The 19,888-nt window shown below is 65.7% G+C and carries 21 protein-coding genes, 1 other RNA gene and 1 pseudogene; 19 read left to right on the plus strand and 4 right to left on the minus strand.

The window, feature by feature from the left end; all coding sequences use genetic code 11:
- The first annotated feature begins 61 nt into the window (after window positions 1-61).
- From ACVIW0_RS05390 to ACVIW0_RS05410, 5 genes are all read left to right on the plus strand, one after another.
- Window positions 62-382, plus strand: a complete 321-nt coding sequence (locus ACVIW0_RS05390; RefSeq protein ID WP_461351396.1) for a DUF4164 domain-containing protein — start codon at window positions 62-64, stop codon at window positions 380-382.
- Window positions 379-762 (plus strand): cell division protein ZapA, encoded by a 384-nt coding sequence (locus ACVIW0_RS05395; RefSeq protein WP_021076488.1) that lies wholly within the window; start codon window positions 379-381, stop codon window positions 760-762. The genes ACVIW0_RS05390 and ACVIW0_RS05395 overlap by 4 nt, the downstream gene beginning before the upstream one ends.
- A 481-nt stretch (window positions 763-1,243) precedes the next feature.
- Window positions 1,244-1,404, plus strand: a non-coding RNA gene (gene ssrS, locus ACVIW0_RS05400) — 6S RNA.
- Between the two features lie 173 nt (window positions 1,405-1,577).
- On the plus strand, window positions 1,578-2,156 hold the full coding sequence (locus tag ACVIW0_RS05405) for a 5-formyltetrahydrofolate cyclo-ligase (protein WP_461351397.1): 579 nt from the start codon (window positions 1,578-1,580) through the stop codon (window positions 2,154-2,156).
- A 2-nt stretch (window positions 2,157-2,158) separates the two neighbouring features.
- Window positions 2,159-2,983 carry a TIGR00282 family metallophosphoesterase gene (locus ACVIW0_RS05410; RefSeq protein WP_461351398.1) on the plus strand — a complete coding sequence of 275 codons (825 nt, stop codon included), beginning with the start codon at window positions 2,159-2,161 and terminating at the stop codon, window positions 2,981-2,983.
- A 130-nt stretch (window positions 2,984-3,113) separates the two neighbouring features.
- Here the strand turns inward: ACVIW0_RS05410 and ACVIW0_RS05415 are convergent, their stop codons facing one another.
- Both ACVIW0_RS05415 and ACVIW0_RS05420 read right to left on the minus strand, forming a co-directional pair.
- Window positions 3,114-4,538 (minus strand): methyl-accepting chemotaxis protein, encoded by a 1,425-nt coding sequence (locus ACVIW0_RS05415; protein WP_461351399.1) that lies wholly within the window; start codon window positions 4,536-4,538, stop codon window positions 3,114-3,116.
- Between the two features lie 102 nt (window positions 4,539-4,640).
- Window positions 4,641-6,404: a methyl-accepting chemotaxis protein gene (locus ACVIW0_RS05420; RefSeq protein ID WP_461351400.1), complete on the minus strand. Its 1,764-nt coding sequence runs from the start codon at window positions 6,402-6,404 to the stop codon at window positions 4,641-4,643.
- A gap of 217 nt (window positions 6,405-6,621) precedes the next feature.
- On the opposite strand from ACVIW0_RS05420, the gene ACVIW0_RS05425 reads away from it, so the two are divergent.
- The 7 genes from ACVIW0_RS05425 to ACVIW0_RS05455 all read left to right on the plus strand — a co-directional run bounded on the left by ACVIW0_RS05425 (window position 6,622) and on the right by ACVIW0_RS05455 (window position 12,348).
- The gene (locus tag ACVIW0_RS05425; RefSeq protein WP_461351401.1) at window positions 6,622-7,368 is read left to right on the plus strand and encodes a YebC/PmpR family DNA-binding transcriptional regulator; all 747 of its coding nucleotides are present in this window, start codon (window positions 6,622-6,624) and stop codon (window positions 7,366-7,368) included.
- Window positions 7,369-7,577: 209 nt separating this feature from the next.
- Complete coding sequence (ruvC, locus tag ACVIW0_RS05430; RefSeq protein WP_461351402.1) at window positions 7,578-8,105, plus strand: crossover junction endodeoxyribonuclease RuvC; 528 nt, start codon at window positions 7,578-7,580, stop codon at window positions 8,103-8,105.
- Window positions 8,106-8,388: 283 nt separating this feature from the next.
- The gene (ruvA, locus tag ACVIW0_RS05435) at window positions 8,389-9,006 is read left to right on the plus strand and encodes a Holliday junction branch migration protein RuvA (protein ID WP_461351403.1); all 618 of its coding nucleotides are present in this window, start codon (window positions 8,389-8,391) and stop codon (window positions 9,004-9,006) included.
- Window positions 9,003-10,052 carry a Holliday junction branch migration DNA helicase RuvB gene (gene ruvB, locus ACVIW0_RS05440; RefSeq protein ID WP_461351404.1) on the plus strand — a complete coding sequence of 350 codons (1,050 nt, stop codon included), beginning with the start codon at window positions 9,003-9,005 and terminating at the stop codon, window positions 10,050-10,052. The genes ruvA and ruvB overlap by 4 nt, the downstream gene beginning before the upstream one ends.
- 257 nt (window positions 10,053-10,309) lie before the next feature.
- Entirely contained in the window at window positions 10,310-11,227 is a 918-nt protein-coding gene (locus tag ACVIW0_RS05445; RefSeq protein ID WP_461351405.1) for a metallophosphoesterase, read from the plus strand.
- Window positions 11,228-11,349: 122 nt separating this feature from the next.
- Window positions 11,350-11,799, plus strand: a complete 450-nt coding sequence (ybgC, locus tag ACVIW0_RS05450) for a tol-pal system-associated acyl-CoA thioesterase (RefSeq protein ID WP_456752267.1) — start codon at window positions 11,350-11,352, stop codon at window positions 11,797-11,799.
- An 81-nt stretch (window positions 11,800-11,880) separates the two neighbouring features.
- Window positions 11,881-12,348 (plus strand): nuclear transport factor 2 family protein, encoded by a 468-nt coding sequence (locus tag ACVIW0_RS05455; protein WP_461351406.1) that lies wholly within the window; start codon window positions 11,881-11,883, stop codon window positions 12,346-12,348.
- A 153-nt stretch (window positions 12,349-12,501) separates the two neighbouring features.
- On the opposite strand, the gene ACVIW0_RS05460 is transcribed toward ACVIW0_RS05455, so the two are convergent.
- Window positions 12,502-13,146 (minus strand): glutathione binding-like protein, encoded by a 645-nt coding sequence (locus tag ACVIW0_RS05460; protein WP_461351407.1) that lies wholly within the window; start codon window positions 13,144-13,146, stop codon window positions 12,502-12,504.
- 98 nt (window positions 13,147-13,244) lie between these two features.
- Here ACVIW0_RS05460 and ACVIW0_RS05465 point away from each other — a divergent pair, with 98 nt between their 5' ends.
- The gene (locus ACVIW0_RS05465) at window positions 13,245-13,904 is read left to right on the plus strand and encodes a TetR/AcrR family transcriptional regulator (protein ID WP_461351408.1); all 660 of its coding nucleotides are present in this window, start codon (window positions 13,245-13,247) and stop codon (window positions 13,902-13,904) included.
- A gap of 90 nt (window positions 13,905-13,994) precedes the next feature.
- Window positions 13,995-14,644 (plus strand): annotated as a pseudogene (locus ACVIW0_RS05470) (dihydrofolate reductase family protein).
- A gap of 151 nt (window positions 14,645-14,795) precedes the next feature.
- Here ACVIW0_RS05470 and ACVIW0_RS05475 read toward each other — a convergent pair.
- Window positions 14,796-15,761 (minus strand): 2-hydroxyacid dehydrogenase, encoded by a 966-nt coding sequence (locus tag ACVIW0_RS05475; protein WP_461351409.1) that lies wholly within the window; start codon window positions 15,759-15,761, stop codon window positions 14,796-14,798.
- A gap of 89 nt (window positions 15,762-15,850) precedes the next feature.
- On the opposite strand from ACVIW0_RS05475, the gene ACVIW0_RS05480 reads away from it, so the two are divergent.
- From ACVIW0_RS05480 to ACVIW0_RS05500, 5 genes are all read left to right on the plus strand, one after another.
- Complete coding sequence (locus ACVIW0_RS05480) at window positions 15,851-16,126, plus strand: hypothetical protein (RefSeq protein WP_461351410.1); 276 nt, start codon at window positions 15,851-15,853, stop codon at window positions 16,124-16,126.
- Between the two features lie 168 nt (window positions 16,127-16,294).
- The gene (locus ACVIW0_RS05485; RefSeq protein WP_456752275.1) at window positions 16,295-16,663 is read left to right on the plus strand and encodes a YciI family protein; all 369 of its coding nucleotides are present in this window, start codon (window positions 16,295-16,297) and stop codon (window positions 16,661-16,663) included.
- Window positions 16,660-17,937 (plus strand): RNA polymerase sigma factor, encoded by a 1,278-nt coding sequence (locus ACVIW0_RS05490; RefSeq protein WP_461351411.1) that lies wholly within the window; start codon window positions 16,660-16,662, stop codon window positions 17,935-17,937. Before ACVIW0_RS05485 ends, ACVIW0_RS05490 begins: the two co-directional genes overlap by 4 nt.
- Window positions 17,938-18,216: 279 nt before the next feature.
- Complete coding sequence (locus ACVIW0_RS05495) at window positions 18,217-19,299, plus strand: ISAs1 family transposase (protein WP_461351412.1); 1,083 nt, start codon at window positions 18,217-18,219, stop codon at window positions 19,297-19,299.
- 174 nt (window positions 19,300-19,473) lie between these two features.
- Window positions 19,474-19,884 (plus strand): DoxX family protein, encoded by a 411-nt coding sequence (locus tag ACVIW0_RS05500; protein WP_461351413.1) that lies wholly within the window; start codon window positions 19,474-19,476, stop codon window positions 19,882-19,884.
- The last annotated feature ends 4 nt before the right edge of the window (window positions 19,885-19,888 follow it).

Here is a 19,888-nt window from a genome sequence, read left to right on the forward strand (position 1 = left end):
CCAGTTTTGCCGTGCGGCAGCCATCTCTAACGGCCTACCTGAGGGGTCCACGCCGCGTGTCATGAGTGATCGTCTCGCCAACGGGTCTGGCAATACCGAGGCACCGTCTGCCGATATCGATGCTGCGACAAAGCGGCTGATGGCAGCACTTGATGCGCTGGAAAGTTCGGTGGAGCGGCGGCGCGAGGCCGACCGCGACGAGAACGAATTGGCGAGCCGGATCCAGGCGCTCGGCGCCGATCGCTCACGGCTTGCCGACGAGCTCGATGGATCGCTGGTCAAGACGCGCAAGCTCGAGCGCGTCAATCGCGACATCGCGGAAAAGCTCGACGCGGCGATCGGCAGCATTCGCGCCGTGCTCGACGGCGGAGAGGGTCGATGAGCCACATCAACGTCACCATTAATGGCCGGCAATACCGGATGGCCTGCGAGGAGGGCCAGGAGGTGCGGCTGTTGAAGCTCGCGGAAAATCTGCAGCAGCGCGTCGAATCGCTGCGCGGCAAGTTCGGCGAGATCGGCGATGCCAGGCTCACGGTGATGGCGGCGCTCACCGCCTGCGACGAATTGGTCGATGCCAGCGCGCGCATCCGCAGCCTCGAGGAAGAGGTCGAGCAGTTGCGCAATGCCCGCACCGCCGCCACCGACCGCGCCCGCGCCACCCAGACCGCGGTCTCCAACGCGCTCAACGCCGCGGCCGAGCGGATCGAGCGCACCACGCAGGTGCTCAACCGCACCATCGGCGGCGGCATCGCGATCGGGTGATTTGGCTTCACCCTCCCCTGGAGGTAGGGCAATCGCATATGCAAAGTTCGGTGTCGTCCCGGCGTAGGCCGGGACCCATAACCAAAGGGCCTTGTTGTTGAACAAGGTTGTGGCCCCAGCTCGCTTTTATCACTACGCCCTGTGGTTATGGGTCCCGGATCTGCGCTCCGCTTCGCTGCGCTTGTCCGGGACGACGAAGTTCTTTTGCCATATGCGATTGCCCGGCCCTCCAGCGGGTGATCGATCCCGCGGGGTGAGGTCAGTCACACGATTTCTGAATTATAGAATAATGCCGCTGATTTGCCCGACGTGTCAAGCTGCCATGTCGGATGCCGGCACGCTGCCGGCTCCTTTGCATGGGGTTGTTTTCGATATTTTGGCAGGGCGCCGCTCCGGGGGAGGGTGAGCAAGATCATACGAGCGTGGACTGCGTCTTCCTTACCGCTGGCGGATTGCGGCAACGATGGCTAGATTAACCCTCGCGAAGCTGCGTCGTGCGTCAGGAGCCATATATCCCCGGGGCCTTATCGATCCTTTAGGGAACTGTCCCTGGCCGGGTCCGTGGACCCGGACATATGGTGCCCACCTACTTTCGTAGGGAACTCCGGGATCGAGCGCTCCAACGGCCTCTGCGGCTTCGCACTATTTTTGTTTTGCTGTTGCCTGGTCGTCGCGCGGCGGCGGTTCGATTGTGGTGCAGCGCTGTCCCCTGCGAAGCAGGGCGTCCAGTGCGCCGCGGCGTGGCCCTTTGAATGCTTGCGTCTCTGAATGATGGATCGTCCGTTGTCGCGGACGACGACAGCGGAAGATGGATCATGCACGCATCTCCATCGAAGGCCGAGCTTCGGGCGCTTGCCCTCGCCAAGCGCGACGCGCTGAGCGACGAGCAGCGCGCGACCGCGGCCGAGGCACTGGCCAAGCGTGGCGCCCCGTTCGAGATCGCGCAGGGCATGATCATCTCGGGCTATGCCCCGATCCGCAGCGAGCTCGATCCGGCGCCGCTGATGAAGAAGCTGGCCGCCAAGGGCGCGCGGCTCGCGCTGCCCTGCATCAATGCGCGCGGCCAGTCGCTGACCTTCCGCAGCTGGTCGCCGCATGACCGCCTGATGCTGGGGCCGCTCGGCATTCCCGAGCCGTCGCCGGCCGCGGCCGAGGTGCATCCCGACGTGATGCTGGTGCCGCTTGCCGCATTCGACAAGCTCGGCCACCGCATCGGCTATGGCGCCGGCTATTACGACTATACCTTTGCGCATCTGCGCAAGGCCAAGCATGTGATCGGGGTCGGGATTGCCTTTGCTGCACAGGAAACCAAGGCCATTCCGGCGCTGTCGCACGACGTCCCGCTCGATTATGTGCTAACGGAGCGCAAGACGTTCGATTTCCGGAGTAGCTAGCCTTGCGTATCCTTTTCGTTGGTGACGTCGTCGGCAGGACCGGCCGCACCGCCATCTCGGACCACCTGCCCGGCATGATCAGGGACTGGTCGCTCGATCTCGTCGTCGTCAATGGCGAGAATTCCGCCGGCGGCTTCGGCATCACCGAGGCGATCTATCAGGAGCTGCTCGATGCCGGAGCCGACGCGATCACGCTCGGCAATCACGCCTGGAATCAGAAGGAGGCGCTGGTCTTCATCGAGCGCGCGCCGCGCCTGATTCGCCCGTTGAATTTCCCGCGCCATTCGCCCGGCCGCGGCGCCACGCTGGTCGACACCAAGAACGGCAAGCGCGCGCTGGTTCTCAACGCGATCGGCCGCGTGTTCATGGAGCCGTCGTCGAACGATCCGTTCAGCGCGATCGATCGCGAGCTCGAGGCGTGCCCGCTGCGCGAGGGCGCTGACGCCATCGTGGTCGATTTCCACGCCGAGGCGACCAGCGAGAAGCAGGGCATAGGCTTCTTCTGCGACGGCCGCGTCAGCCTCGTGGTCGGGACCCACACCCATGTGCCGACATCGGATCATCAGGTGCTGCCGGGCGGCACCGCCTATATGAGCGATGCCGGCATGACCGGCGATTATGATTCGGTGATCGGCATGCAGAAGGAGGAGCCGCTGCAGCGCTTCCTCACTGGCATTCCCTCCGGCCGTTTCGAGCCGGCCGGCGGCGTCGCGACGTTGAGCGGCGTCGCGGTCGAGACCGACGATGCGACCGGCCTTGCGCTCAAGGTCGCGCCGGTCCGCGCCGGCGGACGGCTCGAGCCCGCGGTGCCGGGGTTTTGGATTTGATGCTTGTAGCCCGGATGCAGCCAACGGGTCGCGCGAACGCGCGCCCGATGACAGGCTCCGCGAAATCCGGGGTTCTGACCGGTTGCGCGACTGTTCCCGGATTACGCTTCGCTGTATCCGGGCTACTGATCTACGATTGCCGAAAGCCCATCCGGAATGCGCCCCAGTGGCGGCCGTTCACGACGATCGGCGATGACACATCCTTCATCAGCACGAAATTGCCGCCGCCCATGTCGCGGCGGTAGGTCTGCAGCAGGAACGGCTTGGTATTCGCCGCGACCTTGCTCACCGCGCGGTCGTTGAACAGCCGGCGATTGCGGCAATTGGCGTTGTTCCACACCGGGTCCGGCCCCTGCGGCAGCCGGTAGTTCGGATTGTGGGTCGGCAGGTAGCCGCTGCGCGCCCAGGCGACGCAGAACACGATGCGCGGATCGATCTTCTGGATCGGGTCCTGGATCGCGGGCAGCACGCGGTCGGTGAAGGCGACATAGTCGGTCAGATACTGCTTCGGGTTGGTGCCGGCGATCTCGCGGTATTTCTCGTCCATCAATTGCGCGAGCGTGATCTCGCCGCGTGCGATTGCAGTCTCGAACAGCTCGGAGATCTGCTTCGCGGTGTCGATCACGACGCGGATCAGCGGCGTATCTGTGGTCTCGACGCCGCTGTCGGCGATGGTCACGATCAGGCTCTCGGACAGCTCGAGCAGCTTCGCGACGCGGCTGTCGGCGTGCTTGAGGTCGCGCGAAGAGAGGTCGACGCCCTTGGCGAGCTCGTTGAGCTCGGTGATCACGCTGTCGCAATGGCCGAGATTGGAGGTCGCGGCGCGCGCCACGTTGCCGATCTCGGCGCCGACCGATGAGAAACCTTCCTGCATGCGGCTGATGATGCCCGAGATCTGCCGGGCGCCTTCGCCGGCGCTTTTGGCGCGCAGCGAGGCATCGCTGCTCTCGCCGATCAGGCTGCCGATCTGGCCGTCGAGATCGCGCACGGTGTCGGAGATCTGATGCGTCGCCTGGCGGGTCGCCTCGGCGAGGTTCTTCACTTCGCTCGCGACCACCGCAAAACCGCGGCCTGCATTGCCGGCGCGCGCCGCCTCGATGGTGGCGTTGAGCGCGAGCAGGTTGGTCTGCTTGGCGATCGCCTCGATCGAGCCGGAGACCTTGGCGACTTGGCTCAGCGCGGAGCCGACAGCGGCAAGCCGCGCCTCGATGCGTCCGACCGCGGCGACGAGCTCGGCGATGTGGCTGACCGCGGTCTCGACCACGTCGCGCGACTCGGCGATCTGGCCGACCGCCGCGGAGGCGGTCGACTGCACTGCCTGCGAGGCGTTGGCGATGTCGTGATTGGCCGAGACCATGATCTCGGCGGTCTCCTGCAAGTGGTGGAACCGCTCCGACTGGTTGCTGACGCGGTTCGCGACCTCCTGGACGTTGCCGGCGATGTCGGCCAGCTCGACCCCGAGGCCGCCGATGCGGTCGGCGAGCTGGTCGACCAGCCGTTCGGCCAGCGTCTGGTTCGATGATGTATCCAGCACTGCAAGCTGCGCAGCCGACATGTCAGCACATCCTCCCGTCACGGCGGCCCGTCAAGCCGCCGCAGCATTCCCCAATCCGATCCAGAGCGTGATTCGCTAAGGCCGTCTTGCCTGAGCGTGCACTCAAAGCTTGTAGGCGGTGCGGAACCCGCCCCAGTGCCGGCCGCGGACCCGGATCGGCACGTCGATCTCCCGCATCATCACGGTGGTGCCGTTGCCCATGTCGCGCGCGTAGCTCTGCACCAGATAGGCGCGCTGATTTCGCGCGGCGGCGAGGCCGGCCGGATCGTTGAAGATGCGGCGATTGCGGCAATTGGCGGTGTTGTAGGCGACGTCGCCCGGCCGCTGGGGATGCGAATAGATCTTGTTGTGGACCGGCAAATAGCCGTTGCGGTCGACGGTTGCGCAGAATGCCAGCCGTTTGTCCCTGGCAAGGAACGCCTCGAGCAGCGCGGGCAGCGCGCGATCCGCCCAGTCCAGCATTTTGGTGCGGTACTGCACCGGATTGGTGCCGGCGATCTCGACATAGTCGGTGTCGAACATATCGGCGAGCGTGATCGCGCCGCTGACGAGCCCGTTCTCGAAGATCTTGCTCAGCGCGTGGCCGGCTTCCATCGCCCGGGTGACCAGTTCGGCGTTCTCCTCGTGGATCGCCCACATCCGGTCTTCGATCTTTTCGCGCAGCGCTGATGTCGCGGCCTCGAAGCGCGCTTGTGCGCCCGCCTTGGCGCGGTCGGCGATCCTGATCCGGCATGCGCCGATGTCCTGCAAGGTCGCGCTCAGGGTCTCGTGCGCCGGCAGCGTCCCGGCATCGGGCCCGCCGATCAGGATGCCGTCCATCGCGAGCTCGTAGACCGGCGCGGTGATGACGCCGCGCGCGGTGGTGATCTCGATCGTGAGGCTGCAAGGCAGCCGCTCGTCCTTGCGCGGATCGCCGCGCTCGTCCTGGCGCAGCAGCACCGCGCAGCGCGCCTTGAGCTTTTGCGCGAAGGCGGTCACCGCCTTCCCGGCCTTGGCGACATCGTCGCCATGCGCGGCGGCTTCGCGGGTGGCGCTGTCGATCTCGCCGGCGCTGGTGCCAACCGAGACGATGAAGTTCGAGGCGGAGGCGGCGTTCTGGCCCATCTCGCCGGTGATCTGGTTCTGCTCGGCGACCGCGCCGTTGACGTTGTCGAACACCGGGCGGATCTTGTCGATCGCCTCCGAGATGCGGTGCACGGCATCCGCCGATCCGGTGGCGTCCTTCTGCAACGCCTCGATCTTGCGGGTGATCTCCTCGGTCGCGCTCTGGGTCTGCACCGCGAGCGCCTTGACCTCGGTGGCGACCACCGCAAAACCCTTGCCGGCGGCGCCGGCGCGTGCCGCTTCGATGGTCGAGTTCAGCGCCAGCAGCGTGGTCTGCCGGGCGATCTGCGCGATCAGGTTGACCACGTTGCCGATGGCGGCCGAGGATTCGCGCAAGCGATCGACATTGGCGGTGGCCTCGCGCGCCGCGGCCGCGGCGTCGTCGGCGAGTTGGCTCGCGCTGCGGACCTGTTGGCCGATGCCCTCGGCGGAATGGGTGAAACGGTCGGCGGCCTCCGAGAAGGTCGTCGCGGTGCTCTGCGCATCGCTGCTGTGGCCGGTCAGCGCATCGGTGCGGGCACGGATGGCGGCAAGCTTGGCTGCCGTCGCCTCGGCGCCGTCGGCCACCGAGCCCGCGGCGCGCTCGAGCTGGCGGATCATCGCGCCCAGCTCGAGTTCCAGCAGTTCCAGGATCTCCTTCGAGGAATCCGCGGACGAATCCCTGGACGAATCCTGGGCCGAATCAGTTTCGGTCGGAACCTGCGGCGCGACGGCCGGCGCGACCGGCTCCGGCACTTGCTTGCGAAACAAACCGAACGCCATGGGAGCTCTTTTGCGGGCTTATGGAAAGTTGCGGCGGGACGGGCGCGATCCTCGCATCCGGGCATGAAGTCATGGTTAACAAGTGCCTCATGTTCCGGCTTGCGGTAGTATTCCTCCGCCGGACGGCCCCCAGCCGATCTTTGATTTTGACCGCCAGGGGCCTATAAGGCCGCGTTTTCCATCCCCGTTCAGACCCTAAGCTCCGAAGAGACGTCGCATGGCCGGCCATTCCCAATTCAAGAACATCATGCACCGCAAGGGCCGGCAGGATGCCCAGAAGTCGAAGCTTTTCGGCAAGCTGGCCCGCGAAATCACCGTCGCGGCCAAGCTCGGCACCCCGGACCCGGCGATGAACCCGCGGCTGCGCGCCGCCGTGGTGGCGGCCCGCGCCGAGAACATGCCCAAGGACAATATCGACCGCGCCATCAAGAAGGCGGCCGGCAATGAGGGCGAGAATTATGACGAGATCCGCTACGAGGGCTATGGCCCCGGCGGCGTCGCCGTGATCGTCGAGGCGCTGACGGACAACCGCAACCGCGCCGCCTCCGACATCCGCTCCTTCTTCACCAAATCGGGCGGCAATCTCGGCGAAACCGGCTCGGTCGCCTTCATGTTCGACCGCACTGGCATCATCGAATACGACGCCAAGATCGCCTCCGACGACGCCATGCTGGATGCCGCGATCGAAGCCGGCGCCGACGACGTCGTCTCCAGCGAGGCCGGCCACGAGGTCTACGCCTCGCCGGACACCTTCCGCGACGTCGCAAAAGCGCTGGAGGCGAAGTTCGGCGAGCCGCGCAAGGCGGCGCTGACCTGGAAGCCGCAGAACACCGTCGCGGTCGACGACGAGACCGGCGAAAAGCTGTTGAAGCTGATGGACCTGCTCAACGAGCACGACGACGTCCAGAACGTCTACGCCAATTTCGAGGTGTCCGACGCGCTGATCGCGAAGATGGGCGGCTGATCCACTTGCTCCGCTGTCATCGACCGGGCGATCCAGTATTCCAGAGGCCGTAGTGCTTGAGCCGATAAGCCGCGGCGTACTGGATCCCCCGCTTTCGCGGGGGATGACGCGCAAAGGCGGGATGATGATCAGGGGCCGACCGCGACCGCGGCAGGGGATGAGGCTCCGTTTGTGTTTCGTTCTCGCAGGCCAGGCGGTATCACTACCGCATGACATCGCAGCCGATTCGCTCTCCCGTCCGCATCATCGGTATCGATCCGGGTCTCCGCCGCACCGGCTGGGGCGTGATCGAGACCGAAGGCAACCGTCTGGTCTATATCGGCTGCGGCTCGGTCGAGCCGCCGGACGGTCTGCCGCTGGCGAGCCGGCTGCTCGCGATCCATGAGGGGCTCGCCGCCGTGCTCGGCGACTTCAGGCCGGCCGAGGCCGCGGTCGAGCAGACCTTCGTCAACAAGGACGGTGTGGCCACGCTGAAGCTCGGCCAGGCCCGCGGCGTCGCCATGCTGGCGCCCGCAATGTTCGGTATCTCGGTCGCCGAATACGCGCCGAACCAGGTCAAGAAGACCGTGGTCGGCGCCGGCCATGCCGAGAAGAACCAGATCCAGGTGATGCTGAAGATCCTGCTGCCGAAAGCCGAGCCGCCATCCGCCGATGCCGCCGACGCACTCGCGATCGCGATCACCCACGCCCATCACCGCCAGAGCGCCGTGCTGCGGCTCAGGGTGGCGAACCTATGATGGGGTCTTCCGACGTACGGCCAGGTGAGGGGAGCACACCGGTTGGGCTCCCTCCCCCCTTGCGGGGGAGGGCTGGGGAGAGGGGTAAGCCACGGGCTCGGACCAACGATGTGCGACCACGATGTATCAACAAACTTCGCGAGCCAATTGAGCGCGGTGCGAACGTTGTTCGCGCGAAGCGTTGGACAATCGAGCAAGCGGCACCCCTCTCCCTAACCCTCCCCCGCAAGGGGGGAGGGAACCCGTCCGCTGGTGCCTCCCTTACTGAGTCCGGGTGGCTCGCATGATCGGCAAGCTGAAGGGCCTGATCGATTCCTACGGCGAGGATTATGTGATCCTCGACGTCGGCGGCGTCGGCTATCAGGTGCATTGCGCCGGCCGCACGCTGCAGGCGCTGCCACAGCCAGGGGGCGCCGCGGTGCTGTCGATCGAGACCTATGTCCGCGAAGACGCGATCAAGCTATTCGGTTTCCGCTCGGATCACGAGCGCGAATGGTTTCGCCTGCTGCAGACCGTGCAGGGCGTCGGCGCCAAGGTCGCGCTTGCGGTGCTCGGCACGCTGCCGCCGACCGATCTCGCCAACGCCATCGCGCTGCGCGACAAGGCGGCGGTGGCGCGCACGCCGGGCGTCGGGCCGAAGGTCGCCGAGCGCATCGTCAGCGAATTGAAGGACAAGGCCCCGGGCTTTGCCGATGTCGATCCCGCGGTGGTGCAGCTCTCGGGCGCGATCGACAACAACCGCGCGCCGCGCCCGGTGACGGATGCGATCTCCGCGCTGGTCAATCTCGGCTACGGCCAGCCGCAGGCCGCCGCCGCAATCGCCGCCGCCTCGCGCAGTGCCGGCGAGAAGGCCGAGACCGCGCAGCTGATCCGGCTGGGGCTTAAGGAATTGTCGAAGTGAACCCGCCCTCGCGCATGGTCTCGCCCGAACGCCGCTCCGACGATGTCGGCGACACCGCGCTGCGGCCGCAGTCGCTGACCGAGTTCGTCGGCCAGGCCCAGGCGCGCAAGAATCTCTCGATCTTCATCGAGGCCGCGAAGAAGCGCGGCGAGGCGCTCGATCACGTGCTGTTCGTCGGTCCCCCCGGCCTCGGCAAGACCACGCTGGCGCAGATCGTCGCGCGCGAGCTCGGCGTCGGCTTCCGCGCCACCTCGGGCCCGGTCATCGCGAAGGCCGGCGACCTAGCGGCGCTGCTCACCAATCTGGAAGAGCGCGACGTATTGTTCATCGACGAGATTCATCGCCTGAGTCCTGCGGTCGAGGAAGTGCTCTATCCGGCGATGGAGGATTTCCAGCTCGATCTGATCATCGGCGAAGGTCCCGCGGCGCGCTCGGTCAAGATCGAGCTGTCGAAATTCACCCTGGTCGGCGCGACGACGCGCGCAGGCCTGCTCACCAATCCCTTGCGCGACCGCTTCGGCATTCCGATCCGGCTCAATTTCTACACCGTGGAGGAGCTGGAGAAGATCGTCACCCGCGGCGCCCGCGTGCTCAACATCGGCATGAGTCCCGACGGCGCCAACGAGATCGCGCGCCGCGCCCGTGGCACGCCGCGCATCGCCGGTCGCCTGCTGCGCAGGGTGCGCGATTTTGCATCCGCGGCCGACGCCGATTCCGTCGATCGCGGCATCGCCGATCGCGCGCTGAGTGCGCTCGAGGTCGACAGCGCCGGGCTCGATGCGATGGACCGGCGCTATCTCTCCACCATCGCGCTGAACTATGGCGGCGGTCCGGTCGGTGTCGAGACCATGGCGGCGGCGCTGTCGGAGCCGCGCGATGCGATCGAGGACATCATCGAGCCCTATCTGATCCAGTGCGGCTATCTACAACGCACCCCGCGCGGACGGCTGCTGACCTCGCACGCCTTCCGCCATCTCGGCCTCGCTGAGCCGAACCGCGATCCCGGGCAGTTCGGCCTGTTCGGCGGCAATGGCGACGAGGACTGAGCTTCTGCTCTCGAAGACGTGAAGAATCGTGTTGGTGCAGCGCATTTGCGCTGCCGGTAACCTTGCGCGCTAACCATTACTGCATCTCTGCAGGCCGTCTGCACAAACGGGGCCAAATTTCGCTCCAATCAAGGGCCTATGCTTCGAGCGTTTTCAAGCGAAGTGGAGACCGGTTCGCGAGAAGAAAACGCGACCAAAGAAGGGATAAGAGCATGATCCGATCGGATCATGCTCTCGGCATCACCGATCGAACGTCCATGATTTCACGTCGTCATTTGCTTCGCGGCTTCGGCGGTTTGACCGCCGCCACCGCCTCGACCGCGGCCTATGGCCTGAGCGAGCCGGTCGTTCGCCTCACGCTGACGCGCTACGACCTATCGCCGCGGCAATGGCCGGCGGACTTTCCGCTGAGGATCGCAGCGCTCGCCGACATTCATGCCTGCGATCCCTGGATGCCGCTCGATCGCGTCGCCGAGATCGTCGAGCGCACCAACGCGCTCAACCCCGACATCATCGTGCTGCTCGGCGACTATGTCGCCGGGCTGCGCCACGTCACGCGTTTCATCCCGGCGTCGGAATGGGCCGCGGTGCTCAAGGGCCTGAAGGCGCCGCTCGGCGTGCATGCGGTGCTCGGCAATCACGATTATTGGGACGACAGGACGGTGCAGCGGCAAGGGCAGGGCACCCCCGTCGCACGCCGTGCGCTGGAGCGCGCGGGCATCCCGGTCTACGAGAATGACACGGTGCGGCTCGTCAAGGACGGCCGTCCGTTCTGGCTCGCCGGCCTCGGCGACCAACTCGCCTTCATGGCGGCGCGGCGCTATCGCGAGATCCGGCGGATCGGCGTCGACGATCTCAACGGAACGCTCGCAAAAGTCACCGACGATGCGCCGGTGATCCTGCTCGCGCATGAGCCCGACGTTGCGCTCCGCGTGCCCTCGCGCGTCGCGCTGCAACTCTCCGGCCACACCCATGGCGGCCAGATCCGGCTGCTCGGCTGGTCGCCGGCGGTGCCGGTCAAGCACGGCATGCGGCTCGCCTACGGCCACATCAAGCTGAAATGCGACGTTGTCGTCTCCGGCGGTCTCGGCTGCAGCATTATGCCGTTCCGCCTCGGCGTGCCGCCCGAGATCGTGCAGGTGACGCTGGGTGCAAAAGCGCCGGTGGTGTCCTGACCGCGCTTGCGTGATCGCGCAATTTGCGCAACACGATAGTCGTTTCCGAGGCATGATCCGGAAAGTGCGCAGCGGCTTTCCGGAGAGATCATGCTCAAACGACCTCAATCGAGGGGCCGCAATTGACCTTCCCCCATATCGACGGCGCGATCCGCGACGGCCGCCACCATATGCAGGTCCGCGTCTATTACGAAGACACCGATTTTTCCGGCATTGTCTACCACGCCAACTACCTGCGCTTCATGGAGCGCGGCCGCACCAATCATCTCCGCCTGATGGGCGCCGAGCAGAACGCGCTGTTCGAGGAAGCCGAGGCCGAGACCGGCGGCTTTGCCTTTGTCGTGCGTTCGATGACGCTCGATTTCCTCAAGCCTGCGCGGATGGACGACATGCTCGACGTGGTAACCTGGCCGATCGCGGTGAAGGGCGCCTCCATCATGCTGGCGCAGGAGGTCAGGCGCGGCGATGACGTGCTTGTGAAGGCGCAGGTGCGCGTCGCCTTCGTCAGCGGCGGCCGCGCGCAGCCGATCCCGAAGTCCATCCGTATGCTGATGAAGGCTGATCTGGCCTAACTATCGGGCGATAGGAAACAGCCCATCGACTCTTGATCCCGCGGCGGTAGATTTGCGCGACAACCAACCGAGGGATCGCCAATGTCACGTCCGCCGCTGCCGCCGTTCACCCGCGAGACCGCCGCGCAGAAGGCGCGCATGGCGGAAGATGCCTGGAATTCGCGCGACCCGGTTCGGGTTGCCGGCGCCTATACCGAGGACAGCCGCTGGCGCAATCGTTCCGAGGTGTTTCAAGGCCGCGAGGCGATTGTCGCTTTCCTGACTCGCAAATGGGAGAAGGAGCAGGACTACCGCCTGATCAAGGATCTCTGGGCGTTCGACGGCAACCGCATCGCGGTGCGCTTCCAGTACGAATGGCACGATGCCGCCGGCAACTGGTTTCGCTCCTACGGCAACGAGCAGTGGGAGTTCGACGAGCACGGCCTGATGCGCCGCCGCGAAGCCTCGATCAACGACATCGCGATCGCGGAGAAGGATCGCCGCTTCCACTGGCCCGCGCCGGGCCCGCGTCCGGCCGATGTGCCGGGGTTGGCGCAGGAGCCGTTCTGACGGTGTGTTGCACCTCGCCCCGCTTGCGGGGAGAAGTCGGATCGCATCGCAAGATGCGATCCGGGTGAGGGGGAGTCTCCGCGAGTTCAACTGACGGCGATCTTGTGGAGACTCCCCCTCATTCCGACCTTCTCCCCGGACGCGGGGAGAAGATCACGCCGCCGCCTTGTGCCGGGCGATCTCGGCCTTGTAGAGCTCGAACTCTTCCGCGACCGCCTTCGCGATCGAGGGCCGCGCGCGCAGCCGCTCGTAATAGGCCTTCAGCGTCGGCCATTTTGCGAGCTCGATCGGCGGTGTCGCCATGGTCCAGTTGATGACGGTGACGAGATAGGCGTCGGCGACGCTGAAATGATCGAGCAGATACTCGCGCCCGTTGAGATGATTTTCGACATAGTCGAGCCGCGAAACGTATTTCTCCAGCGCATAGGTCTTGGCCTCCGCCGGCGCCTTCTTGTCGAGCAGCGGCAGGAACAGGCCTTTGTGCAGCTCGGTGCCGATGAAGCACAGCCATTGATGCAGCTTCGAACGCTCGGCGTTCGACGTGGTGCCGAGGCCGGCCCGCGGGAATTGGTCGGCGACATATTGCAGGATCGCCGCGTTCTCGGTCAGCACCACGCCATCGTCGGTGCGCAGCGTCGGCACCAGGCCGAGCGGGTTGATCGTGTTGAAGTCGGAGCCGTCGTTGCGCACCTGCTTGGTCTTCGGATCAACCTCGAGATAATTGGCCGGCTGGCCGGCTTCATAGAGCGCGACGCGGGTCGCCATCGAGCAGGCGAGCGGCGAGAAATAAAGGTCCATGTGTGCCTCCTTGGGGCGTCTGGCACGGGTGTCCCGGCCATTGTTGATTTTTGTACTGTCCTGGATAATATTATCGGGGTCAAGGAATTTAGTGCGAAATGGTACAAAAAATTAAGCAGCCGCCATCTGCTGCCAAAATCGAGGCGCCGGTCGCACCGAAGCGCCGCGGGCGGCCGCGCGCCTATGAGCCCGATGTCGCGCTCGGCAAGGCGCTCGATCTGTTCCGGCGAGACGGCTTTGCCGCGACCTCGCTCGATGATCTCAGCGCCGCGACCGGCATGAACCGGCCGAGCCTCTATGGCGCGTTCGGCGACAAGCGCGAGCTCTACATCAAGAGCTACCAGCGCTATCGGGACGATGCGCGCGCCGCGATGGCCGACATCTTCCGCGCCGAGGCGCCGCTGCGCGAGCGGTTGGAGCGCATCTATCGCATCGCGCTTGATATCTATCTCTCCGGCGAATCCGGCCCGCGCGGCTGCTTCACGGTGATGACGGCGGCGTCCGAAGCGGTGTCGGATCCGGATATCCGCGCCATGGTGCTGGAGGGCCTGACCGAGCTCGACAAGGCGTTCGGCATCTGCTTCCGCCATGCCAGGGAGCGCGGCGAGCTGCCTGACGGCGCCGATCCGGCGTCGCTGGCGCATCTTGCCTCCGCGACCATCCACACCATCGCGATCCGCGCCCGCGCCCGCGTGCCGCGCAAGGAGCTCGAGGCGATCGTGCAGGGCGCCATCGACGTGATGTGCGGGCCGAAATAGCCGCCGCGAATTTTCTCCGCAGCAAATGTCGGGCGCTGGTTTTCCCCGCCGTCCTCCGTCAGGTCTCCTCGCACACGGAAGCGGAACTTCATGGGAAAAGTCAGGACTTCACTCTTCATGGTATCGATCGACGGATTTGGCGCGGCGCCGCGCCAGAGTCTGGAAAATCCATTCGGCGAAGGCGGTCTCGTGCTGCCCGCCGCCTGGTTCTTCGAGACGCGAACATTCGCCAGATGACCGGACAGGACGGCGGCACCACCGGGCTCGATGACGAGATCGCCCGCAAGTCGATGCAGAACATCGGCGCCTGGATCATGGGCCGCAACATGTTCGGTCCGATCCGTGGGCCGTGGCCGGATCATTCGTGGAAGGGCTGGTGGGGCGACGTGCCGCCATATCACACGCCGGTCTTCGTGCTGACGCATCACGCGCGGCCCGATCTTCCGATGGCGGGCGACACCACGTTTCATTTCGTCACCGACGGCATGCTCGCTGCGCTGGAGCGGGCGCGCGCCGTTGCCGGCGACAAGGACATCCGGGTCGGTGGCGGCGTGTCGGTGGTGCGGCAATTCCTAGAGGCGCGTTTGCTCGACGAGCTGCAATTGGTGCTGCCGCCGGTCGTGCTCGGCGCCGGCGAGAGCTTGTTCGCGGGGCTCGACCTGCCCGCGCTCGGCTATGGCGTCGTCTCGCATGTCGCGAGCCCGAACGCCACCCACGTCAGCTTCGCGCGCAAGAATTGAACGACGGTCGTAGTTAGCTTCGTAGCCCGGATGGAGCCAACGGGTCGCGCGAATGCGCGCCCGATGACAGGCCTCCGCGCAATCCGGGAGCAGTCTGTCCTACGAAGGACCCCGGATTTCGCTTCGCTGCACCCGGGCTACGCGATTGCCCCTAATATCCCCGCTTGCGATCGACCACGTTTTCCAGCTCGCCGCCCTGCTCGAAGCGCGCGATCTGCTGCGCGACGTATTTCGAGATCTCGTCGGCGTCGGTGTCGGCGGCGTTGTGCGGGGTCAGCACCACCTTCGGGTGGCTCCAGAACGGGCTCGCCTCGGGCAGCGGCTCGGTCTCGAACACATCGAGCGAGGCGGCGCCCAGCGTGCCGTCGTCGAGCGCGCGCAGGATGTCTTGCTCGTTCTGCAAGCCGCCGCGGCCGGCATTGATGATCACGGGCGCGCCGAGCGGGCTGTTGCGGTTCAGTTTGGCGAACGCGTCGCGGTTCAGCACGTGGCGGGTATCCGGTGTCAGCGGCAGCAGGCAGACCAGGATGTTGGTCGCGCGCAGGAACGCGTCGAGCCCGTCGGTGCCGTGGTAGCAACTGATCCCGTCGATCCGCTTCTCGCTGCGGCTCCAGCCGACAACCCGGAAGCCGAGCGCGCGCAGCGCCTGCGCCGAGGCTGCGCCCAGCGTGCCGAGCCCCATCACGCCGACGGTGATCGCGTTCGCCGCCCATTGATAATTCGGCGCCCAGTACTTCTTCCGCTGCGACTCGCGCAGGTACAGCTCCTGGCGGTGATGCATCAGCACATGCAGCACGACATATTCGGTCATGCGGTCGGTGAGATCGGAGACCGAGACCCGCACCAGCGGCACGTTGGGCAGCGAGCGGTCGGCCATCAGCGCGTCGACGCCGGCGCCGAGATTGAAGATCACGCGCAGGTTCCTGAACGCCGCGAGCTCGCCCGGCTTCGGCTTCCACACCGCGGCGTAATGCACCTCCGCGGGATCGAGCGCGCCGTCCGGCAGCAGCACCACCGCCCGGTCGGCGCAGACGGTGTCGAACCGCGCCTTCCAGCGCGCCGGCGACCAGTTTTCCGAGCCGCCATTGATCAGCAGCGCGAGTGCGCCCTTACCCATTCAGATACCTCCAATACCAATGTGACTTATGTCACAGAGCGGGCGCGGCCCACTCCCTAGTCTCCTGCCATCAACAGGGGAGAACTTCCATGCGCAAACTGATCCTGAGCTCGGCTCTCGTCCTCGCAGCCGTGGCCACCGCCCACGCCGGCCAGAGCCGCGGTCTGGTGCTCGCAAACGCCGATGCGCCCGCTCAGGCGCAACCGGCCGTTGCTCCGGCTCAGGCCGAGACCCAGCAGGCGCAGCCGGCGGAGGCTCCACGGCAGCAGGAGTCTCGGCCGGTGCAGAAGAGCCATGTCCATCGCCGGGAGAGCGATGAAGCCAAGGCGCGCCGCATCGCCGCGCGCTACGGCGTCTACTGGTAACGGCACCATGATCGTTGCGGTGATGGTGTGATGCGTCATCGCCGCATCCAATGTCCCGGCGCGCGATCGACATCCAACGCCGGCATCAGGAACCCAAATTTCTTTCGCGCCGCCTGTCGGCAGCGGGCATAATCGTTCGTTCTTGCAATGAACGGAGATGCCTTTTCGATGCTGTACGCCATCCTCTGCTATCATGACGAAGATATGGTCGGTTCCTGGAGCAAGGAGCACGACGCCTCGGTCATGCAGAAATTGTCCGTCGTGCAGGACAAGCTCGCCAAGCAGGGCAAGCTCGGCCCGGTGGCGCGGCTGCTACCGACCACCGCGGCGACCACGCTGCGCAAGGAAAACCCGCCGGTGGTGCTGGACGGCCCGTTCGCCGAGACCAAGGAGCAGCTGCTCGGCTTCTACCTGGTCGAGGGCAAGAACCTCGACGAGGTGCTCGACATCGCGCGCGACCTCGGCGAGGCCAATCCCGGCGGCACCTATGAGATCCGCCCGGTCGGCTACTTCAATCAGGGAGGTACCAAAGCGTGAGCGTGACCGACACCGCCTGGATCGACGCCGCGCTGACGTCGGCGCGTCCCCAGGCGGTTGGCGCACTGCTGCGCTACTTCCGCAATCTCGATACCGCCGAGGAGGCGTTCCAGAACGCCTGCCTGCGGGCGCTGAAGAGCTGGCCGCAGAACGGCCCGCCGCGCGATCCCGCGGCGTGGCTGATCATGGTCGGCCGCAATGTCGCGATCGACGACATCAGGCGCGGCAAGAAGCAGGAAGCGCTGCCCGACGACGACCGGGTGATCTCCGATCTCGACGACGCCGAGGACGAGATCGCCGAGCGGCTCGACGGCTCGCATTACCGCGACGACATCCTGCGGCTCTTGTTCATTTGCTGTCACAAGGACCTGCCGGCGACGCAGCAGATCGCGCTGGCGCTGCGCATCGTCTCGGGTCTCACGGTGAAGCAGATCGCGCGCGCCTTCCTGGTCTCGGAAGCCGCGATGGAGCAGCGCATCACCCGCGCCAAGGCCCGCGTCGCCGATGCCAACGTGCCGTTCGAGACGCCGGGCGCGGTCGAGCGCAGCGAGCGGCTCGCCTCGGTCGCAGCGATGATCTATTTGATCTTCAACGAGGGCTATTCGGCGAGCGGCGACACCGCCGAGATCCGCGCGCCGCTGTGCGAGGAGGCGATCCGGCTGGCCCGCCTGCTGCTGCGGCTGTTCCAGAGCGAGCCGGAGATCATGGGGCTGACGGCGCTATTGTTGTTGCAGCACGCCCGTGCCGAGGCGCGCTTCGACGCCGATGGCCAGGTGATCCTGCTCGACGACCAGGACCGCACGCTCTGGAATCAGAAGCTGATCGCCGAGGGCCTCGCGCTGATCGACAAGGCGATGCGCCATCGCCGCAGCGGACCCTATCAGGTGCAGGCCGCGATCGCGGCCCTGCACGCCCGCGCGGAAAAGCCCGAGGATACCGACTGGACCCAGATCGACCTGCTCTACGGCGCGCTCGAGATCATGCAGCCGTCGCCGGTGATCACGCTCAACCGCGCGGTTGCGGTCTCCAAGGTGAAGGGGCCGGAAGCGGCGCTCGAGATGATCGAGCCGCTGGCGCCGCGGCTTGCGAATTACTTCCATTATTTCGGGGTGCGCGGCGCCTTCCTGATGCAGCTCGGCCGCAACGAGGAAGCCCACGTCGCCTTCGATCGCGCCATCGCACTCGCCAACACCACGGCCGAGGCCGCCCACATCCGCATGCATATCGACCGCCTGATGCGCGACAGCCAGCCGCGCAATGCGAAGGCGAGGTAGCGCTTGGTTGGTGTGCACTCGTCCGGGTGCAAGTTGAGAAACTTCCCGTGTGACACCCCACTCCCTAACCCTCCCCCGCAAGGGGGGAGGGAACCCCTCCGCCGGTGATTCCCTTACGTAAGGCAAGAATGTCGCGGGCCGATTGTGTGAGGTGAGCACGATGGTCGGGCTGCCTCCCCCCTTGCGGGGTAGGGGAATCGCATATGGCGCTAGCGGGGTGTTGCCAAGCGATTGGAACTGGATTCTTTGGGTGTCTCTCGATTCCCGAGGGAGCCCTGAATGCGCAAGCTCGAGCGCCTGTTTCGACCGCTCAAGGACCCGCGCGCTAGCAACACCCGACATGATCTGGTGGAGATCCTCGTCATCGCCTTGGCGGCGACGCTGGCTGGCGCCAAGACCTGCACCGAGTTCGAGTTCTTTGGCCAAGGCCGCGAGGAGCTGTTGCGGCGCTTCCTGAAGCTCGAGCACGGCATCCCGAGCCACGATACGTTCAGCAATGTCTTCCGTGCTCTGGACCCGAAGGGGCTTGAAGCGGTTTTGCGCAAGTTCAGCAAGAGCTTCGGCGTCAAAGGGGTGGTCAGCATTGACGGCAAGGCGCTGCGCGGAGCCTACACACGAGGTCGGCAGGCCACGCCGCTGCATATGGTCAATGTCTGGGCCGCAGGCACTCGCATGGCGCTGGCTCAGAGAAAGGCTCCCAACCGCAACGAGGTTGCCGGGGCTCTCGAAGTCCTCGCCCTGCTCGATCTGGATGGGGCTCTTGTCACCGCCGATGCCTTGCATTGCCGGCCTGACACCGCGCAGGCCATCCGCGACCGAAAGGGGCACTACGTGTTGGCCATCAAGAGCAATCGTGGCCGGCTGTTCAAGGCCGCCAAGACGCTGGTCGACACAGCCCGAAAGCCCGCGCGAGCGAGTCAACGAAGAGCCACCGCCCACGGCCGCGTCGAGCGCCGACAGGCCCTCGTCGCGCCGGCGCCTCGGTTGGCGAAACAATACGGCTTCCCCGCCATCGCCGCAGTCGGTCGCATCGACAGTTGGCGCGCCAACTCTGGCAAGGCTGTCAAACACACGGTCCGATACTTCCTGGCATCGCGCCTGCTGTCGGCCAAAAAGCTGCTCGAGGCCGTGCGCGCTCATTGGAGCATCGAGAACAACCTGCACTGGGTCCTCGACGTTCTGTTCGACGAGGATGCCTGCCGCAGCCGCAAGGATCACGCTGCGGAAAATCTTGCTCTTATCCGCAAGCTGGCTATCAATGCTCTGCAGGCAACACCCGGCCCCGCGCGCATCAGCCACAAAATGCTCCAAGCCAGGTGGAACAACGACTTCCTTCTCTCGACCCTCGGCCATATGCGATAGCCCTACCTTGCGGGGGAGGGCTGGGGAGAGGGGTATAAGCCCCGGGCGAATCCGTCAATGTATGCGTTGCTCTCGCGGCTCGCTTTCCAAAAATTCTTCCCGCGCCCTGTCGGCCCCGCAATCCCCCGTTCGTCATGAAGGCAGAGAGCATCACCAAGGGTCACGGAGCCTGTCATGCCGACGATCGTCGACACCGAAATCTCGAAGCCCGCCCGCATCACCGGCCGTGTCATGAGCGGCGTGGTCATCCTGTTCCTGCTGTTCGACGGCGCGCTCAAGCTGCTGCCGTTGCCGGTCGTCACCGAGACCATGGACAAGATGGGCTGGGGCGCGAGCGATACGCTGGCGCGCAGCCTCGGCATCATCACCATCTTCTGCACGCTGTTGTACTCGGTGCCGCCGACTTCGATCCTCGGCGCCATCCTGTTCACCGGCTATCTCGGCGGCGCGATCGCTTCCCATGTGCGGATCGGCAGCCCGCTGTTCACCCACACGCTGTTCGGGCTTTATCTCGGCCTGATGCTGTGGGGCGGGCTCTATCTGCGCGACGGCAATCTGCGCGCGCTGCTGCCGTTCCGCCGCTAAGTTT

Source organism: Bradyrhizobium sp. USDA 4454 (genome assembly GCF_054822705.1).

Coding starts and splice junctions, on each gene's coding strand:
- ACVIW0_RS05390 (WP_461351396.1), top strand. CDS start 62: ATGAGTGATCGTCTCGCCAACGGGTCTGGCAATACCGAGGCACCGTCT.
- ACVIW0_RS05395 (WP_021076488.1), top strand. CDS start 379: ATGAGCCACATCAACGTCACCATTAATGGCCGGCAATACCGGATGGCC.
- ACVIW0_RS05405 (WP_461351397.1), top strand. CDS start 1,578: ATGCACGCATCTCCATCGAAGGCCGAGCTTCGGGCGCTTGCCCTCGCC.
- ACVIW0_RS05415 (WP_461351399.1), bottom strand. CDS start 4,538: ATGTCGGCTGCGCAGCTTGCAGTGCTGGATACATCATCGAACCAGACG.
- ACVIW0_RS05420 (WP_461351400.1), bottom strand. CDS start 6,404: ATGGCGTTCGGTTTGTTTCGCAAGCAAGTGCCGGAGCCGGTCGCGCCG.
- ACVIW0_RS05425 (WP_461351401.1), top strand. CDS start 6,622: ATGGCCGGCCATTCCCAATTCAAGAACATCATGCACCGCAAGGGCCGG.
- ruvC (WP_461351402.1), top strand. CDS start 7,578: ATGACATCGCAGCCGATTCGCTCTCCCGTCCGCATCATCGGTATCGAT.
- ruvA (WP_461351403.1), top strand. CDS start 8,389: ATGATCGGCAAGCTGAAGGGCCTGATCGATTCCTACGGCGAGGATTAT.
- ACVIW0_RS05445 (WP_461351405.1), top strand. CDS start 10,310: ATGATTTCACGTCGTCATTTGCTTCGCGGCTTCGGCGGTTTGACCGCC.
- ACVIW0_RS05455 (WP_461351406.1), top strand. CDS start 11,881: ATGTCACGTCCGCCGCTGCCGCCGTTCACCCGCGAGACCGCCGCGCAG.
- ACVIW0_RS05460 (WP_461351407.1), bottom strand. CDS start 13,146: ATGGACCTTTATTTCTCGCCGCTCGCCTGCTCGATGGCGACCCGCGTC.
- ACVIW0_RS05465 (WP_461351408.1), top strand. CDS start 13,245: ATGGTACAAAAAATTAAGCAGCCGCCATCTGCTGCCAAAATCGAGGCG.
- ACVIW0_RS05475 (WP_461351409.1), bottom strand. CDS start 15,761: ATGGGTAAGGGCGCACTCGCGCTGCTGATCAATGGCGGCTCGGAAAAC.
- ACVIW0_RS05480 (WP_461351410.1), top strand. CDS start 15,851: ATGCGCAAACTGATCCTGAGCTCGGCTCTCGTCCTCGCAGCCGTGGCC.
- ACVIW0_RS05485 (WP_456752275.1), top strand. CDS start 16,295: ATGCTGTACGCCATCCTCTGCTATCATGACGAAGATATGGTCGGTTCC.
- ACVIW0_RS05495 (WP_461351412.1), top strand. CDS start 18,217: ATGCGCAAGCTCGAGCGCCTGTTTCGACCGCTCAAGGACCCGCGCGCT.
- ACVIW0_RS05500 (WP_461351413.1), top strand. CDS start 19,474: ATGCCGACGATCGTCGACACCGAAATCTCGAAGCCCGCCCGCATCACC.